Annotated in this window: 15 protein-coding genes, 1 tRNA gene and 1 pseudogene; 2 read left to right on the forward strand and 15 right to left on the reverse strand. The window is 69.6% G+C overall.

From position 1 onward, the window contains the following. The 9 genes and pseudogenes from QH290_RS00695 to QH290_RS00735 form a co-directional block, all read right to left on the reverse strand. Positions 1-262, reverse strand: a pseudogene (locus QH290_RS00695) (hypothetical protein); the annotation flags it as partial. 142 nt (positions 263-404) lie between these two features. Continuing rightward, a tRNA-Glu gene (locus QH290_RS00700) sits at positions 405-477 on the reverse strand. A gap of 57 nt (positions 478-534) precedes the next feature. Next, positions 535-1170, reverse strand: a complete 636-nt coding sequence (locus QH290_RS00705) for a TetR/AcrR family transcriptional regulator (protein WP_280262708.1) — start codon at positions 1168-1170, stop codon at positions 535-537. Positions 1171-1176: 6 nt separating this feature from the next. Beyond that, positions 1177-1959: an enoyl-CoA hydratase family protein gene (locus tag QH290_RS00710; protein WP_280262706.1), complete on the reverse strand. Its 783-nt coding sequence runs from the start codon at positions 1957-1959 to the stop codon at positions 1177-1179. A 23-nt stretch (positions 1960-1982) separates the two neighbouring features. After that, positions 1983-3143: an acyl-CoA dehydrogenase family protein gene (locus QH290_RS00715; RefSeq protein WP_280262704.1), complete on the reverse strand. Its 1161-nt coding sequence runs from the start codon at positions 3141-3143 to the stop codon at positions 1983-1985. 3 nt (positions 3144-3146) lie between these two features. Further along, positions 3147-5279 (reverse strand): acetyl/propionyl/methylcrotonyl-CoA carboxylase subunit alpha, encoded by a 2133-nt coding sequence (locus QH290_RS00720; protein WP_280381685.1) that lies wholly within the window; start codon positions 5277-5279, stop codon positions 3147-3149. Positions 5280-5287: 8 nt separating this feature from the next. Continuing rightward, positions 5288-6886 carry an acyl-CoA carboxylase subunit beta gene (locus QH290_RS00725; RefSeq protein ID WP_280262700.1) on the reverse strand — a complete coding sequence of 533 codons (1599 nt, stop codon included), beginning with the start codon at positions 6884-6886 and terminating at the stop codon, positions 5288-5290. Further along, on the reverse strand, positions 6883-8031 hold the full coding sequence (locus tag QH290_RS00730; RefSeq protein WP_280262698.1) for an acyl-CoA dehydrogenase family protein: 1149 nt from the start codon (positions 8029-8031) through the stop codon (positions 6883-6885). The genes QH290_RS00725 and QH290_RS00730 overlap by 4 nt, the downstream gene beginning before the upstream one ends. Next, positions 8028-9743 carry an acyclic terpene utilization AtuA family protein gene (locus QH290_RS00735; RefSeq protein WP_280262695.1) on the reverse strand — a complete coding sequence of 572 codons (1716 nt, stop codon included), beginning with the start codon at positions 9741-9743 and terminating at the stop codon, positions 8028-8030. The genes QH290_RS00730 and QH290_RS00735 overlap by 4 nt, the downstream gene beginning before the upstream one ends. Before the next feature lie 231 nt (positions 9744-9974). Here QH290_RS00735 and QH290_RS00740 point away from each other — a divergent pair, with 231 nt between their 5' ends. Continuing rightward, entirely contained in the window at positions 9975-10133 is a 159-nt protein-coding gene (locus tag QH290_RS00740; RefSeq protein WP_169814374.1) for a hypothetical protein, read from the forward strand. A 175-nt stretch (positions 10134-10308) separates the two neighbouring features. On the opposite strand, the gene QH290_RS00745 is transcribed toward QH290_RS00740, so the two are convergent. From QH290_RS00745 to thiO, 6 genes are all read right to left on the reverse strand, one after another. After that, a complete protein-coding gene (locus tag QH290_RS00745) occupies positions 10309-11073 on the reverse strand; it encodes an adenylate/guanylate cyclase domain-containing protein (protein WP_280262734.1) in 765 nt (254 codons plus the stop codon). A gap of 586 nt (positions 11074-11659) precedes the next feature. Continuing rightward, on the reverse strand, positions 11660-12421 hold the full coding sequence (locus tag QH290_RS00750; RefSeq protein ID WP_280262690.1) for an ABC transporter permease: 762 nt from the start codon (positions 12419-12421) through the stop codon (positions 11660-11662). Next, positions 12421-13353, reverse strand: coding sequence for an ABC transporter ATP-binding protein (locus QH290_RS00755; protein WP_280262688.1), 933 nt, complete (start codon positions 13351-13353; stop codon positions 12421-12423). The genes QH290_RS00750 and QH290_RS00755 overlap by 1 nt, the downstream gene beginning before the upstream one ends. A gap of 213 nt (positions 13354-13566) precedes the next feature. Beyond that, the gene (gene thiG / locus QH290_RS00760; RefSeq protein ID WP_280262732.1) at positions 13567-14319 is read right to left on the reverse strand and encodes a thiazole synthase; all 753 of its coding nucleotides are present in this window, start codon (positions 14317-14319) and stop codon (positions 13567-13569) included. Positions 14320-14347: 28 nt separating this feature from the next. Next, positions 14348-14563 carry a sulfur carrier protein ThiS gene (gene thiS, locus QH290_RS00765; protein ID WP_280262686.1) on the reverse strand — a complete coding sequence of 72 codons (216 nt, stop codon included), beginning with the start codon at positions 14561-14563 and terminating at the stop codon, positions 14348-14350. Next, complete coding sequence (thiO, locus tag QH290_RS00770; RefSeq protein WP_280381686.1) at positions 14560-15660, reverse strand: glycine oxidase ThiO; 1101 nt, start codon at positions 15658-15660, stop codon at positions 14560-14562. Before thiO ends, thiS begins: the two co-directional genes overlap by 4 nt. 119 nt (positions 15661-15779) lie before the next feature. Here thiO and thiE point away from each other — a divergent pair, with 119 nt between their 5' ends. After that, positions 15780-16484: a thiamine phosphate synthase gene (gene thiE / locus QH290_RS00775; protein WP_280262683.1), complete on the forward strand. Its 705-nt coding sequence runs from the start codon at positions 15780-15782 to the stop codon at positions 16482-16484. The last annotated feature ends 205 nt before the right edge of the window (positions 16485-16689 follow it).

Consider the following 16689-nt stretch of genomic DNA (forward strand, 5'->3'; position numbering starts at 1 on the left):
GCATGGCGCCCACGACGATCAGCACGATCTCGAGTCCGCTGCTGCGCAGCCAGCCGGTGATATCGCCACCCGCGGCGAGCGCAGCGGTACCGGCCAGGTCTATCGCGAGCGCGATTTTCGGATCTCGAAGGTCGCCTCGACGGCGGATTGGTCGGCCGATTTGGCCTTCTTCTCCGCCCGCTTCTCCTTGAGGGATTTTCCCGACTTCTTGGACATGGTCTTGCGCGGAGACTTGTCGGACATGAGGGTCCTTTGTTTGCAAGACCTGAGTGGTCTCGTTACCTCGACCGTACGCCACCGGATCCGATCACGACGCGGATCAGGCGCTCCACCCATGGCGAATCCGCCGCAAAGACAGGGAATTTCGCAGTGGAAACCCACCCGGGCGGGTGGGTTCTGTGAAGTAGCCCCGACGGGATTTGAACCCGCGCTACCGCCTTGAGAGGGCGGCGTCCTAGGCCGCTAGACGACGGGGCCAGGACTCGATCTCGGCAGGGAGATCGGCGTGCCCTCCAACCGGAGGGCTCGGTCAGCTTACCGGGCTCCGGCGTCGCGGACCAAATCGCCGTGCAGCGCCGCGTGCAGGGTGGCCGCCCACTGCTGCACGATCTCCTTGCGGCGGGCCGAATCGTCGGTGAGCACGTCGGCCAGCCCCAGACCGCGAGCCAGGTCCAGCGTGGCCTGAACCAGGTGGTGCGCAACGGGATCGGAGTCGTCGACACCCAGCGACTCGACCGCGATCCGGTGCGAGACGCGTCCGAAGCGGGCCTCCAGCGGGACGATGCGCTCGCGCAGGGCGGGGTCCGCGGCGGCGTGCGTCCACACCTGCAGGGCCGCCTTGAACAGCGGGCTGGTGTAGGACTCCACCAGCCCGGCCACCACGGCCTCGGTCCGGCCGACGCCCGCGGCCACCTCGCCCAGGGCCAGCGCCTCCGCCTTCGCCGTGGCCATCCGGGTGTCGAACATGTACTCGAGCGCCGCGGTGATCAGGTCCTCCCGGGTCGGGAAGTGATGCTGCGCCGCACCGCGCGACACCCCGGCCCGCTCGGCGACCACGGCCACGGTGGCCGCCGCCCAGCCCAGCTCGGCCAGGCAGTCGATGGACGCCTCGAGCAGCCGCTGCCGGGTGGCCCGGCTGCGGTCCTGCTTGGGTTCGTGCGGTGTCGCCATGACCGCCTATTCTGCCCAGCTCGGCGGGCGGCGCTGAAAGAAGGCCGTCATACCCTCCACGACCTCGGGAGTCCCGAAGAAGCTGCCGGACCGCTCGGCCAGCTCGGCGGCGCTGCGATCGAACTCGGCGAGCATGGCCGCGTTGACCAGCCGCTTGCTCTCGGCCAGGCCCTGCGGTGAGCCCTGCCGCAGCTCGGCCCGCAACCGGTCCACCTCCGCCGCCGGATCCTCGACGGCCAGGGTGATCAGCCCGATCCGCTGCGCCTCGGCCGCGTCGAACTTCTCCCCGGTCTGGTAGTAGCGCGCGGCCGCGCGGGAGGTCATCCGGGGCAGCAGGGTCAGCGAGATCATGAACGGCGCCAGGCCGATTCGTGCCTCGGTGAGCGCGAAGCTGCTGTGCGTTCCCGCCACCGCGATATCGCACGCGGCGAGGATGCCCATGCCGCCCGCCCGCACATTGCCATCCACCTGCGCGACAACGGGTTTGGGCAGATCCAGGATGCGGCGCAACACATCGACCATCCAGCCCGTGCGGATGTCGGCGGCCGCGGCGGGATCCGCGTCGAGTGCCTCCTTCAAATCCGCACCGGCACAGAAGGTGTTGCCGGTATGGGTGAGGACCACACCGCGGGCTTGCTCGTCGGCCGCCGCCCGCTCCAGGCCATCCAACAACTCCCGCACCAGGCGGGAGGACAGGGCATTCCGGTTGTGCGGCGAATCCAATGTGAGAACGGCGAACCCGTCCCGCACCTCGTAACGCACGTACGGTGTGTCAGGCGTCTCACTCATCGAGCCTCCTTCACCACGGCCGCTCAGTACGACTTCGGCAGGCCCAGGGAATGTTGGGCGACGAAGTTCAGGACCATTTCCCGGCTGACCGGGGCCACGCGGCCGATGCGGGCCGCGGCGAGCATGCCCGCCAGGCCGACATCGCGGGTGAGGCCGGAGCCGCCGTGGGTCTGGATGGCCTGGTCGAGGGCCTTGATACTGGCCTCGGCCGCGGCGTACTTCGCCATATTGGCAGCCTCGGCGGCGCCGAAGTCGTCGCCGGAGTCGTAGAGTACGGCCGCCTTCTGCATCATCAGCTTGGCCAGCTCGACCTCGATCTTGACCTGCGCCAGCGGATGCGAAATGCCTTGGTGCGCACCGATCGGCGTCTTCCACACCTGTCGTTCCCTGGCGTATTCCACCGCTCGATCGATCGCGTAGCGGCCCATTCCCGTCGCCATGGCGGCACCCATGATGCGCTCCGGATTGAGCCCGGCGAACAGCTGCGCCAGCGCCGCATCCTCCTGGCCCACAAGGGCATTCGCGGGCAACCGCACATCGTCGAGGAACAGCGTGAACTGGCTGTCGGGTTCGATGATGTCCATTTCCTGCCGGGTCTTCTCGAAGCCCGGGGCGTCCGTCGGGACGATGAACAGCGCGGGCTTCAGCTTGCCGGTCTTGGCGTCCTCCGTGCGCGAGACGATGAGCACCGCCTCGGCCTGGTCCACGCCGGAGATGAAGATCTTGCGGCCGTTGAGGATCCAGTCGCCGCCGTCGCGCCGCGCGGTGGTGGTGATGTGGTGCGAGTTCGACCCGGCATCGGGTTCGGTGATGCCGAAGACCATCTTCGACGAGCCGTCGGCCAGCCGCGGCAGCCAGTACCGCTTCTGTTCGTCGGTACCGTATTTCGTGATGATCGTGCCGCAGATGGCGGGCGAGACCACCATCAGCAACAGCCCGGCGCCCTGGGCCGACAGCTCCTCCATCACCAGCGCGAGCTCGTAGATGCCCGCGCCACCGCCGCCGTACTCCTCGGGCAGATTCACTCCGAGGAAGCCGAGCCGCCCGGCCTCGTCCCACAGTTCGCTCAGCGGCTCGTTGTTGCGCGCCTTGGCCGAGACGTAGTCGGAGAAACTGTATTTGGCGGCGAGCTGCGCGACCGCGGCCCGCAGCTGCTTCTGCTCGTCGGTTTCGATGAAACTCATGGCCTACTCCTGGGTGTCTGGTTGCACGATGGCCAGCACGGTGCCGACATCGACCTGTTGTCCCGCGGTGACGTTCAGCTCGGCGAGCACGCCGGTGGCGGGGGCGGTGATGGTGTGTTCCATCTTCATCGCCTCCAGCCACAGCACCGGCTGCCCCTGCTCGACCCGATCCCCGGCGGCGGCGCCGAGCCGGATCACCGAACCGGGCATCGGCGCCAATAGCGAGCCCTCGGCGATGTGCTCGGAGGGATCCTCGAAGCGGGGCAGGCGGCGCACGCTGACCGGACCCAGCGGTGAATCCACCGTCACCAGGCCCGAACCCGATCCGGAGTCGCCGTAGCGGGCCACCTCGAATCGGCGGCGTACCCGCCGCTGCGCGCGATCGGCAGCGGAGGCATCGGCGGAGCCCGCTCGGCCGCGCGGTTCGCTCGGCACCAACAGAGTGACGGAACCCGGTGTCGCCTCGATCAATTCGAGGTCGTCGTGACCGTCCACCTCGAGTCCGGTCCGGGTAATCCGGTAGCGCACCTCGTGCTTTCCGGTGGTGCGGCTCTCGTAGGACTTGGACTGCGGCTGCGCGGGCAGGTTGCGCCAACCGCTGGGCAGGCCCCCGCCGACGCGGGCGGCGGCGCGATTGGCCGCGGCCTCGGCCAGGGCCGCCGCGACGATCGACAGCTTCTCGTCCGGCTCCGAAACCAAAGGCGCGGAAAGCTTGTCCAGGCCGTGGGTATCGAAGAACGCGGTATCGGTGTCACCCGCCAGGAAGGCCGGATGCCGCAGCACGCGCACCAGCAGATCGCGGTTGGTGACCAAGCCGTGGATCTTGGCCCGCTGCAAGGTGGTTGCCAGCAGGTGGGCGGCCTCCTCGCGGGTGTCGGCGTAGGAGATCACCTTCGCCAGCATCGGGTCGTAGTGCACGCCGACCACCGAACCGTCGACCACGCCGGAATCCAGGCGAACGCCCGGTTCCTGGAGTACGGCGAATTCGACCACCGTCGAGTGCCCATCCCCCGTCGCACCGAGGTCGAGCCGGTGCACCGTGCCGCTCTGCGGCTGCCAGTCGTGCGCCGGATCCTCGGCGTACAGCCGGACCTCGATCGAATGCCCGCGCATCGGCGGCGGATCCGCGGGCAGCCGATGACCCTGCGCGACCTGCAGCTGCAGCCGGACCAGGTCCAGGCCGGTGGTGTTCTCGGTGACCGGATGTTCCACCTGCAGACGGGTATTCATCTCCAGGAAGAAGAAGTCCCCCTGCTCGTCGGCCAGGAATTCGACCGTGCCCGCGCCCTCGTAGCCGATGGCCTCCGACGCCAGCTTCGCCGCCTCGAACAACCGCGCCCGCATGCCGCGACCATCGCGTCCGCTCGCAGACCCGCTGTCACGCGCGGCGTCCGGGCCCGACAGCCGGTCGATCCGCTCGACCAGCGGCGAGGGCGCCTCCTCCACCACCTTCTGGTGGCGCCGCTGAATCGAGCACTCGCGCTCGCCGACCGCCCAGACCGTGCCGTGCGTATCGGCCATCACCTGCACCTCGATGTGGCGGCCCGTCTCGAGGTAGCGCTCGCAGAACACCGTCGGATCACCGAAGGCCGATTCCGCCTCGCGCCGTGCGGCTTCCAGCTGCCCCGGCAGCTCGTCGAGCGAACGCACCACGCGCATGCCGCGGCCGCCGCCACCGGCGGAGGCCTTGATGAGCACCGGCAGCAGATCCGCGGTCACCTCGGCGGGATTCAGCTCCGACAGCACCGGCACCCCGGCGGCGTCCATCATCTTCTTGGACTCCACCTTCGAGCCCATCTGCTCGATGGCGGCGACCGGCGGGCCGATCCACACCAGCCCGGCATCGATCACCGCGCGCGCGAAATCGGCGTTCTCGGAAAGGAATCCGTAGCCCGGGTGCACCGCGTCCGCACCGGCGGCCAACGCCGCCTCGACGATCAGGTCGCCGCGCAGGTAGGTCTCACCGGGAGCGTTGCCCGGCAGCCGGATCGCCGCATCCGCCTCACCCACGTGCGGAGCGGCCGCGTCGGCATCGGAGTACACCGCGACGGTGCCCAGGCCCATGCGGCGGCACGTGGCGAACACTCGGCGCGCGATCTCGCCACGATTGGCAACCAGGACGGTCGAAATACTCACTGCGGCCCTCACATTCGGAAGACGCCGAAGCCCTCGGCGCCCTTGATCGGGGCATTGTGGATGGCCGACAACGCCATTCCCAATACCGTGCGAGTGTCCCGGGGATCGATGACGCCGTCGTCGTAGAGGCGTCCGGACATGAACATCGGCAGCGATTCGGCCTCGATCTGCGCCTCGATCATCGCCCGCATCCCGGCATCGGCCTGTTCGTCGAACGGCTGGCCCTTGGCCTCGGCCGCCGCCCGGCTGACGATGGAGATGACACCGGCCAGCTGGGCGCCGCCCATGACGGCGGATTTCGCACTGGGCCAGGCGAAGACGAAGCGGGGATCGTAGGCGCGCCCGCACATGCCGTAGTGGCCCGCGCCGTAGGAGGCGCCCATCAGCACCGAGATGTGCGGAACCTTCGAATTGGAGACGGCATTGATCATCATCGCGCCGTGCTTGATGATGCCCTTCTGCTCGTACTCCTTGCCGACCATGTACCCGGTCGTGTTGTGCAGGAACAGCAGTGGCGTATTCGACTGATTGGCCAGCTGGATGAACTGGGTGGCCTTCTGCGACTCCTCGGAGAACAGCACCCCGCGCGCGTTGGCGAGAATGCCGACCGGATAGCCGTGCAGCTCCGCCCATCCGGTGACCAGGCTCGAGCCGTACAGCGGCTTGAACTCGTCGAAATCGGAGCCGTCGACGACGCGGGCGATCACCTCGCGCGGATCGAACGGCACCTTCAGATCCGTCGGCACGATGCCGAGCAGTTCCTCCTGGTCGTACTTCGGTTCGGCGACCTCGGCGCGCGGCGCCGGGCCCTGCTTCTTCCAGTTCAGGCGCCGCACGATGGACCGGCCGATCCGGATGGCGTCCTGCTCGTCGGCGGCCAGATAGTCGGCCAGACCGGAGACACGGGCGTGCATTTCGGCGCCGCCGAGCGATTCGTCGTCGGACTCCTCACCGGTCGCCATCTTCACCAGCGGCGGGCCGCCCAGGAACACCTTGGAGCGCTCCTTGATCATGACCGTGTAGTCGGACATGCCCGGAATGTAGGCGCCGCCCGCGGTGGAGTTTCCGAAAACCAGTGCGATGGTGGGGATTCCGGCCGCGGAGGCCTGGGTGAGATCGCGGAACATCCGCCCGCCGGGGACGAAGACCTCCTTCTGCGTGGGCAGGTCGGCACCGCCGGACTCGACCAGCCCGATCACGGGCAGCCGGTTCTGCATGACGATGTCGTTGGCGCGCAGGTTCTTACGCAGCGTCCACGGGTTCGAGGTGCCGCCGCGCACCGTGGGATCCGGCGCCACGATCATGCATTCGACGCCCTCGACGATGCCGATCCCGGTGATCACGCTGGCGCCGACGTGGAAGTCACTGCCCCACGCGGCCAGCGGGCACAACTCCAGGAACGGCGAATCCTCGTCGATGAGCAGCTCGATGCGCTCGCGGGCGGTCAGCTTGCCGCGCTTGCGATGTCGCGCCAGCTTCTCCGGGCCGCCTCCGGCGATCACCTTGTCGAACTCGGCCTCGATCTCGGCGAGCTTGCCCTGCATCGCCTCCGCGGCGGCCCGATAATCCGCCGAGCCCGCGTCGACGGCCGTGCGCAGAATCGTCATGACTGGAACCCCAATCGTTTTGCCGCCAAAGCGGTCAGGATCTCCGTGGTGCCGCCGCCGATACCGAGAATGCGGATGTCGCGGTACTGCCGCTCCACCTCGGACTCGCGCATGTACCCGAGCCCGCCGAACAGCTGCACCGATTGCGTGGCCACCCATTCGGCGGCCTCGACGGCGGTGTTCTTGGCGAAGCACACCTCGGCGATGAGATCGGTCTCGCCCTCGGCGGCCCGCTCGGCCACCTTGCGCGCGTAGACCCGCGCGACGTCGATGCGGCGCGCCATCTCGGCGAGGGTGTTCTGCACGGACTGGCGGCTGATCAGCGGGCGGCCGAAGGTCTCGCGATCGCGGCACCACCGCAGGGTGAGGTCCAGGCAGCGCTGCGCCTGGGCGTAGGCCTGCACCGCAAGGCCCATGCGCTCGCTGACGAAAGCCGCTGCGATCTGGGCGAATCCGCTGTTCTCCGGGCCCACCAGGTTCTCGACCGGCACCCGCACATCCACATAGGACAGCTCGGCGGTGTCCGACGCCAGCCAGCCCATCTTCTCCAGCTTGCGGCTCACCGTGAACCCGGGCGTGCCCGCCTCGACCACCAGCAGCGAAACACCCGCCGCCCCGGGGCCTCCCGTGCGCACCGCGGTCACCACGAAGTCGGCGCGGGTACCCGAGGTGATGTAGGTCTTGGCGCCGTTGACGATGAAATGGTCGCCGTCGCGCACCGCGCTGGTCGTCAGGTGCCCGACATCCGAACCGCCGCCCGGCTCGGTGATGGCCAGCGAGCCGATCTTCTCGCCCGCCAGGGTCGGCTTCGCCCAGCGCTCGATGTGCTCGGCATTGCCCGAGGCGATGATGTGCGGGACCGCGATACCGCAGGTGAACAGCGAGGCGAACAGCCCTCCGGACGCCCCGGCCTGGTGCATCTCCTCGCAGACGATGGCCGCGTCGATGCCGTCACCGCCGGCGCCGCCGCCCGATTCCGGGAACTGGATTCCCAGCAGGCCCAGGGCGCCCGCCTTCTTGTGCAGTTCGCGCGGGATCTCCCCCGCACGCTCCCAGTCGTCGAGGGAGGGCAGGATCTCGCGTTCGACGAATCCCCTGACGGTCGCGCGCAATTCGCGGCGTTCGGGTGTTTCCCACACATTCATGACAGCAGCTCCACCGGTATGTCGACGTGCCGGGAGCGCAGCCATTCGCCGAGCCCCTTGGCCTGTGGATCGAAGCGGGCCTGGTAGGCCACGCCCTGGCCGAGGATGCCCTCGACGATGAAATTGAGCGCCCGCAGATTGGGCAGCACGTGCCGGGTGACCGGCAGTTTCGCGGTCTCGGGCAGCAGCAGCCGCAGCTCGTCCACGGTGAGCGTATGCACCAGCCACCGCCACTGCTCGTCGGTGCGCACCCAGACCCCGATATTGGCGTTGCCGCCCTTGTCACCGCTGCGGGCGAGCGCGAGCGTGCCGAGCGGGGCCCGCCGGGTCTCGCCATGCGGCAGTGGTTGCGGCAATGGCGGCGCGGCGACCTCTGTGAGTTCCAGTGTTGTTGCGGGCGGGGCGATCTCGGTGCGCTGCCCATCGGCCAGCACGGCGATATGCGGGACCGCGGCGGCGTCGACGTAACCCGGCGTGAAAACCCCGTAGGGCGAACCGTTTCCGGGCGGCGAGGTCAGGGTGAAGCCGGGATAGCTCGCCAGCGCGAGTTCCACTGCGACACTGGAGAATCCGCGACCGACCTTGTTCGGATCCGGATCGCGGACCACGCATCGCAGCAGGGCGCTGGCCTGCTCCTCGGATTCGGCGTCGGGACGGTCGGTTCGCGTCAGCGTCCACTCCAGCTCCGCCGGTCGCACCGGCAGCCACTGCTCCAGCTGTCGTTGCACCAGGTCGGCCTTGGCCTCGATCTCGAGGCCGGTGAGCACGAAGTCCATCTCGTTGCGGAATCCGCCGAGGGTGTTCAGCGACACCTTGAGCCGCGGCGGCGGCGCCTCCCCGGTCACGCCCGAGATGAGCACCCGGTCCGGGCCCTGGGCGGTGAGCCGGATGCTGTCCAGCCGGGTCGTCACGTCCGGGCCCGCATACCGCGCGCCCTGGATCTCGTACATCAGCTGCGCCTCGACCGTATCGACGGTGACCGCGCCGCCGGTGTTCTCGTGCTTGGTGATGACGCTGCTGCCGTCGCGTCGCACCTCCGCGATCGGGAAGCCGGGGCGGTCCAGGTCGGCGATCTCGGTGAAGAAGGCGAAGTTCCCGCCCGTGGCCTGGGTGCCGCATTCGATGACGTGCCCCGCCACCACCGCACCGGCCAGCGCATCGAAATCGTCTCTGGCCCAGCCGAAGTGCGCCGCCGCGGGGCCGACCACCAGGGCGGCGTCGGTCACGCGGCCCGTGACCACGACGTCGGCGCCCGCGGTCAGGCATTCGGCGATGCCCCAGGCGCCGAGGTAGGCATTGGCGGCCAGCGGTGTACCCAGGTTCAGCTCGGCCGCCCGCGCCACCAGGTCGTCGCCCTCCACGTGCGCGACTTTCGCTGCGACACCGAGCTTTTCGGCCACCTCGCGCAGGCGATCGGCCAGGCCCGCCGGGTTCAGCCCGCCCGCGTTGGCGACGATGCGCACGCCGCGCTCCAGCGCCAGGCCCAGGCAGTCTTCCACTTGGCGGACAAAGGTTTTGGCGTAGCCGAGGTTCGGATCCTTCATCCGGTCCCGGCCCAGGATCAGCATGGTGAGTTCGGCGAGATAGTCGCCGGTGAGCACGTCGAGCTGCCCGCCTTCGAGCATCTCCCGCATCGCGCTCAGCCGGTCACCGTAGAACCCGGAACAGTTGCCGATCCGGATGACCTCCGGGTCGGCGGCCAGCCTGCTCATCGCGCGGCGCCTCCTGTGGGGTGAGTCCGCGCAGCTCCTTCGCTGCGTCGGTTACAGGGTCACATCACCCTCAGAAAAAATCAAGCCTGCGTGCTTGTTAATTAGGGTTGCTGCAGCTCAACGCCACATCACTCGCATTCCCGGCATGCTTTTGGCCGGGATCCACGGCGAGATTCCGGCCGAAAGCACGCCGGAATGACGGTCGGGAATGCCGCACGGCAAGATGGCTACGTGTCCAACTCCGTGATCGTGGTCTTCCTGTTCGCCCTGGCCGGTTTCCTGCTGGGCGGCGCCTACAGCACCTGGAAGAACACCCGCTGGCTGGCCATCGCCCTCGGCATCTGCGGCGTCCTCGCGGCAGGCGGCGCAGTCGCCTGGATGATCGGGTGATCCCGGCCAAAAGCATGCCGGGAATACGAGGGTAGGCCCATGCCGAACACGAGGTCGACCCATGCCGAACGCGAGGTCGGCCCATGCCGACCGACGGGAGCGGGACGCGGCGGGCACGGGAGCGGGACGCGGCGGGCACGGGTAGGTCGCGCGCGGGATGGGCGGGTAGGCGCGGTTATTCCTCGTCCAGGCGGTAGATGCGGAGGTCCTCCGGGACGCCGCTGAGGGGGGCGGCGAAGAAGCTGCGGCGGTAGGGCTTGGGGACGTGGCCCAGGGCGGCGAGGGTTTCGGGCTGCAGGGCCTGCAGGGTGGAGGCCGAGAGCATGGTGTTGCCGTTGCCGCCCGCCTCCATGACCCGGGCCGCTATCGTCACGTCGACGCCCAGCCAGTCGCCGCCGATCTCGCGCGGATTGCCGGTGTGCAGGCCGATCCGCATCTGCGGCCGGTAGCTCGACACCTCCACGCCGGAGAGATTGTCCTTCGCGGAGACCGCCGCCTGCACGGCCCGGTCGGGCGAGGGAAACACGGCCATCACGCCGTCGCCCATGCGCTTGACCACCCGCCCGCCGCGATCCACGATCGGAGGCTCGATGGCCTTGGCGACCCGGCGCAACAGCTCCAGGGTGGCCTCGTCCCCGGCCGAGAGCGACCAGCTGGAGAAGGCCACCAGATCGGTGAACATCACCGTCGTCTGCCGGGTGCCCTTACCGCGGCCGACGCGCTCCAGCATGGCCTGCCAGACCTGCAGCGCGCCGAGGCCGATCTCCTTGGCCGCATTCGGGGTGTCACCGACGAGTTTGTCCGCCGCCCGCGCCACCGCGCGCGGACCGCCGGGGCCCGAAACCGACAGTGGGTCACCGAAAGCCGGATCACCCGGCAGATTCTCGCGCGCCCGGCGGATCACCCCGATCACGTCGGGCCGCTGGTTGGCCGCGGCCATCAGCGACGACAGCTGCCCGGGGCGCAACCGGCCCGCGGGGCGCCGCGGGGCGTCGTCGGCGTCGGCCGGAGTGAGCGGAATCACGACATCCGGGCCGGGTTCGATGCGGCGTCGGCCACCGCCGGACTCGGTGCTCCCGCCCGCGCGTGACTCGTCCTTCTCCGATCGCCGCGCCGAACCGTCGGCATCGGCCGCGCGAGGCGCGTTTTCGCCTTCGCCGGAGGGTGTTTCGCTCACGGCGCCAGCGTAGCTCAGCCACCTGTCGGTGGGCGGATTACCGATGATCGCCACCTGCCACCTCCTATCGGACGGAGCGGGCACGCCGATGGGACCGCCGATGGATAGCTTGCTGGTTGCTCTGGCCGATAGTACGCAGCATCCATGCCGGATGGAAGCGCGCTGTTTCACAGTTAACCAACGTTTTCCATGCAGACACCGGCCCGATGCGATGGATTCGCACCGGGCCGGTGATGCCACGCCGGCCGGGCAGTGGCCGGCGTGGCTCGGGTACAGCGGTCCCCCGACAGGACCGCCCTCCCGGCCCCGGGGTTGGCGAGGGAATGCGCCCCGGGGGTTCGGGCAGGTTTTACGCGTCGCGTTTCTCCACCGTGTACAGCGCGGCGGCGAGAACGATCGCGACGAAGACCGTGAAGTAGACCAGGCCACCCCACGGGCCCCAGTGCCAGTTGCCGCTGCCCTCGGCGCCGCCGATGAAGCGCTGCATATTGGCGAAGGGCAGGAACGGCTGCACATTGCGCCCGAAGCTGCCGAACGCGCCCGCCAGCGGCTCGACCAGCATCGGCCACAGCACGATCAGCGCGATCGCGGCGGCGGACTGGCGGACCAGCACACCGATCGCCACGGCCAGGATCGCGCCGAGGAACGCGTAGACCGGGACCCCGATCAGCCCGCGCCAGTCCTCGGCGGACGACAGCGTCAGCAGTGCCCCGGCGTCCGAGCCGCTGAGCGCCTTGGCGATGCCGAAGGACAGCAGCGCCAGCACCGCGGTGAGCACCGCGCCGAATACGGCCACCAGACCGGCCTTGGTCGCGATGACCCGCGTCCGGTTCGGCGTCGCCTGGAAGGTCGTGCGGATGATCCCGAAGCGGTATTCGCTGGTCACCGTCAGTGTCGCCATGATCATCAAGATCATCACGCCCAGGCCGGTCAGGCCCGAGACGGCCATCGACACCGTCAGCTCGAGCATGCCCTCCTTGCCGTAGGAGGCCTTGGCCACCAGGCCGAAGATCGCCGCCAGGCCCAGGCCGATCACGACGATCGACGCCGAGCACCACCACGGCGACCGGGTGGAGGTGAGCTTGATTCGTTCCGCGGTTATGACGCCCATCAGAGCGCACCTCCCATCACCTGTTCGATGCCTTCGGCGTGGTACTGCACCGCACCGCCGGTCATCCGCATGAAGGCCTCCTCGAGCGAGGCCCGCTGCGGCGCCAGCTCGTACAGCGTGATGCCGTTCTCCCCGGCCAGCTTGCCGACCGCGTCGCTGGTCTCCCCGACGACGAGCAGGGCGGCGGGATCCTCCTCGCGCACCGTCAGGCCGTTGGAGGTGAGCAGGCTACGCAGCTGGTCCAGCTGCGGACTGCGTACGCGCACAGTCGATTCCGAGGCACGTTCGATGAAATCCTTGGTGTCGGTATCGGCGATCAGCTTGCCGCGGCCGATCACGACCAGGTGGTCGGCGGTCTGCGCCATCTCCGACAGCAGGTGGCTGGACACCAGCACGGTCCGGCCCTCGGCGGCCAGCCGCTGCATGAACCGGCGGATCCACAGGATGCCCTCCGGGTCCAGGCCGTTGACCGGCTCGTCGAACAGCAGCACCGGCGGATCGCCGAGCAGCGCCCCGGCCAGGCCCAGCCGCTGCGACATGCCGAGGGAGAACCCGCCCGCGTTCTTGTTGGCGACCTCGGTGAGGCCGACCAGGCGCAGCACCTCCTCCACCCGGGACTGCGGGATGCCGTTGGTCGCCGCCATCCAGCGCAGATGCGAGCGCGCGGAGCGGTTGGGGTGCACCCATTTCGCGTCGAGCAGCGCGCCGACGGTGCGCAGCGGGTTGTCCAGCTCGCGGTAGGGCTTGCCCTGGATCACCGCGGTGCCCGCGGTGGGCCGGTCCAGGCCCAGGATCATCCGCATCGTGGTCGACTTGCCTGCGCCGTTGGGTCCCAGGAACCCGGTCACCTGCCCGGGCTCGACCTTGAACGTCAGATCGTCGACAGCGACGGTCGTGCCGAACCGCTTGGTCAGGCCAGTCACTTCGATCATGAGGACCAGTCTTCCGAAAGTTGCATGTGTAGGCCATCGCTCACAGGTCGCTAGTTCGATCATCCTCGAGGATGATGGGCACCCCCATGCATGCCCGACCTATCCCCCGCTCAAACCACCATGCCATCCGGGGATTCCCCGGGCCAGCGATTTCCAGGCCGCTGAATCAGTGCCACCCGAAAGGTGGTCCCGCGGCTGTGCACTCGGAGCTGTTCACAACTCGGGTGAGGATGCCTGCGCCCAGAAGCGCTTGGGGATACGCCCGGCCTCGCGCGCGAGGTATCCCGCCCGGACCGCGGCGGCCATGGCGGCCGCCATCGTCGCGGGCCTGCGCGCACGGGTCACCGCCGTCGCCAGCAGCACCGCGGAGCAGCCCAGTTCCATCGCGAGCGCGGCGTCGCTGGCGGTGCCGATCCCGGCGTCCAGGATCACCGGCACGCCCGCGGCCGCGACGATCATCTCGATATTGTGCGGATTGCCGATGCCCAGGCCGGTGCCGATCGGGGCGCCCAGCGGCATCACCGCGGCGCATCCGGTGTCCTCCAGGCGGCGGGCCAGCGCGGGATCGTCGTTGGTGTAGGGCAGGACGACGAATCCGTCATCGACCAATTGCTCTGCCGCACTGACCAATTCGATGGCATCGGGCAGCAGCGTGCGTTCGTCGGCGACGACCTCGAGCTTCACCCAGTCGGTGCCGAGCGCCTCGCGGGCCAGTTGCGCGGTGAGCACCGCCTCGGCGGCCGTGCGGCACCCGGCGGTATTGGGCAGCAGGGCGATGCCCAGGCGCTGCAGCAGGTCGAGGACGCCGGTGCCGCCCGTCGCGTCGACGCGGCGCATCGCGACCGTGGTCAGCTCGGTGCCGGAGGCGACCAGCGCCTCCTCCAGGACGGCCAGGTTCTCGGCGCCGCCGGTGCCCATGATCAGGCGGGAGTCGAAGGTGCGATCGGCGATGCGCAGCGGTGCCAGGGTGGGCGCGGCGTCCACGGCGGCCGGGCTAACCACCCTGCACCGCCGTGAGCACCTCGATCTCCCAGCCGCGGCCGACCGGCTCGTCCCAGCGGGACTTGGGGAACACCGCGCCGTCGACGGCCAGCGCCACGCCCTGACAGGGCAGTTCCAGTCGCTCCAGCAGTTCACGCACGGTGAGCTGCTCGGCGAACTCGTGGTCCTCGCCGTTCACGGTGACCCCGATCGGGATCGTTGCGGTCATCGACTACCTCCTGATGGTGTTGGGGCACCGGCGTTTTCGGACACCTCGGAAAAGCGGTGCGGGTCGGCGGCCTTCGCCTCGGCGAGTACGTCCCCGGAGAGCAGGGCATCGACCGCGTCGACGGTGATCGGTACGCCGAGGATGCCGTTGCGGCCGTGGCCCGTGGCGACGATCACGCGGTCGGAGACCCGGCCGATCAGCGGCAGGTTGTCGGGGGTGCCGGGGCGGGACCCCGCGCTCGCCTCCTGCAACTCGTATTCGCCGAGTGCGGGCAGCACCGCCTCGGCATCCGCGATGAGATCCCGGACTCCGGCGACGGTCACCGCGGTATCGAACCCCGACTCGTATTGCGTTGCGCCGACGACGATTCCGTTCGCCCGCGGCACCAGATACAGCGGGCGGCCGTGCACCCGGGCGCGGATCACGCGACGCGGCGGCGGCGGTGCGCCCGGCCGATGCCGCAGCCGCAGGATCTCGCCCTTCACCGGCCGCACCGGCAGGCCGGGCCACAGCTGTGCGGCGGCGGCGCCGGTGGCGAGCACGATCCGGTCGTGGTCGAGATCGTCCACAGCCGCGACGGCGGTCGCGCGGATGTGCACACCGGCCTGTTCACAACAGCGGCGCAGGGATTCGACCAGGAGGCGGTTGTCCACAGCCGGTTCGGCCGGGGCGAGCAGGCCCGCGCGGACGGTGCGGGCGAGATCGGGCTCGCAGGCACGCACGCCCGGCCGGTCCAGCAGCCGCATCTCGTGGCCCCGCGCGGTCACGAAATCGGCGATGGTGCGCAGGTCCGCGGCATCGGCGGCATCCAGTGCGACGGTGAGGGTCTCGTCGGCGACGACGACGGACACGCCCGTCGCGGCCCGGATCCGGGCGGCGAATTCCGGCCAGCGCGCCAGCGAGGCGGCGCCGAAATCCAGGGGCTCCTCCTCCCCCGGCCAGCCCTCCGACAGGGGCGCCAGCATGCCACCGGCGACCCACGACGCACCGCTGCCCGCGGCGGGATCGAAGACGGTGACCGACCAGCCCGATTCGGCGGCGCGCCACGCCACCGACAGCCCGATCACACCCCCACCCACGACGGCCAGACTTCGCATACCTTCCACCTCGCTCGGTCCCGGAGAGCCGGGATCCGGTCGTCCCCGCGCGGCCGCCTTCGCTGCGGGGATGTCCAGATGTTTCGCTTACCCAAGGTACCGCGACTACGGTCGATGACGTGCAACCGTCCCACCCGAACCGCCCCGCTGCACCCCGGGACCGCCTGGCCTCGGCCCTGCTGTATCTGTGCACCGATGCCCGCCGCGACACGGGCGACCTCGCCGCCTTCGCCGAGGCGGCGCTGGCGGGCGGGGTCGACATCATCCAGTTGCGCGACAAGGGCTCCGCGGGCGAGGCGAGGTTCGGGCCGCTGGAGGCGAAGGCCGAACTGGGCGCGCTGGCGGAGCTGAAGGCCGCGGCGCGGCGGCACGGCGCGCTGCTGGCGGTCAACGACCGCGCCGATATCGCGCTCGCCTCCGGCGCCGACGTGCTGCACCTGGGCCAGGGGGATCTGCCGCCCTGGTACGCCCGCAAGATCGTCGGGCCGGACGTGGTGATCGGCCGCTCCACCCACAATCGCGACCAGGTCGGCCTGGCCGCGATCGACGAGCACATCGACTACTTCTGCACCGGCCCGGTGTGGAGCACCCCCACCAAGCCCGGCCGCACCGCCGCCGGGCTGGAGCTGGTCCGCTCCACCGCCGACGCCCAGCCCACCCACCCCTGGTTCGCCATCGGCGGCATCGACGAGCAACGCCTCCCCGAGGTCCTCGCCGCCGGAGCCACCCGCATAGTCGTGGTCCGCGCCATCACCGCCGCCCCCGACCCCCACTCCGCCGCCCGCTCCCTCAAAGACCACCTACTCGCCAACGCCGCCGGGTGATCCCGGCGAAAAGCATGCCGGGAAAATAGAATCAGGCGCACGCCGGGAAACAGAGCCAGGCGCACCCCAGAAAACAGAGCCAGGCGCACCCCAGAAAACAGAGCCAGGCGCACCCCAGAAAACAGAGCCAGGCGCACGCCAGAAAACAGAGCCAGGCGCACGCCGGGAAGTGGAGCCAGGCGCACACCAGAAAGAGGAGCCAGGG

The organism is Nocardia wallacei, from assembly GCF_029869545.1.
Classification (GTDB): Bacteria; Actinomycetota; Actinomycetes; order Mycobacteriales; family Mycobacteriaceae; genus Nocardia; species Nocardia wallacei_A.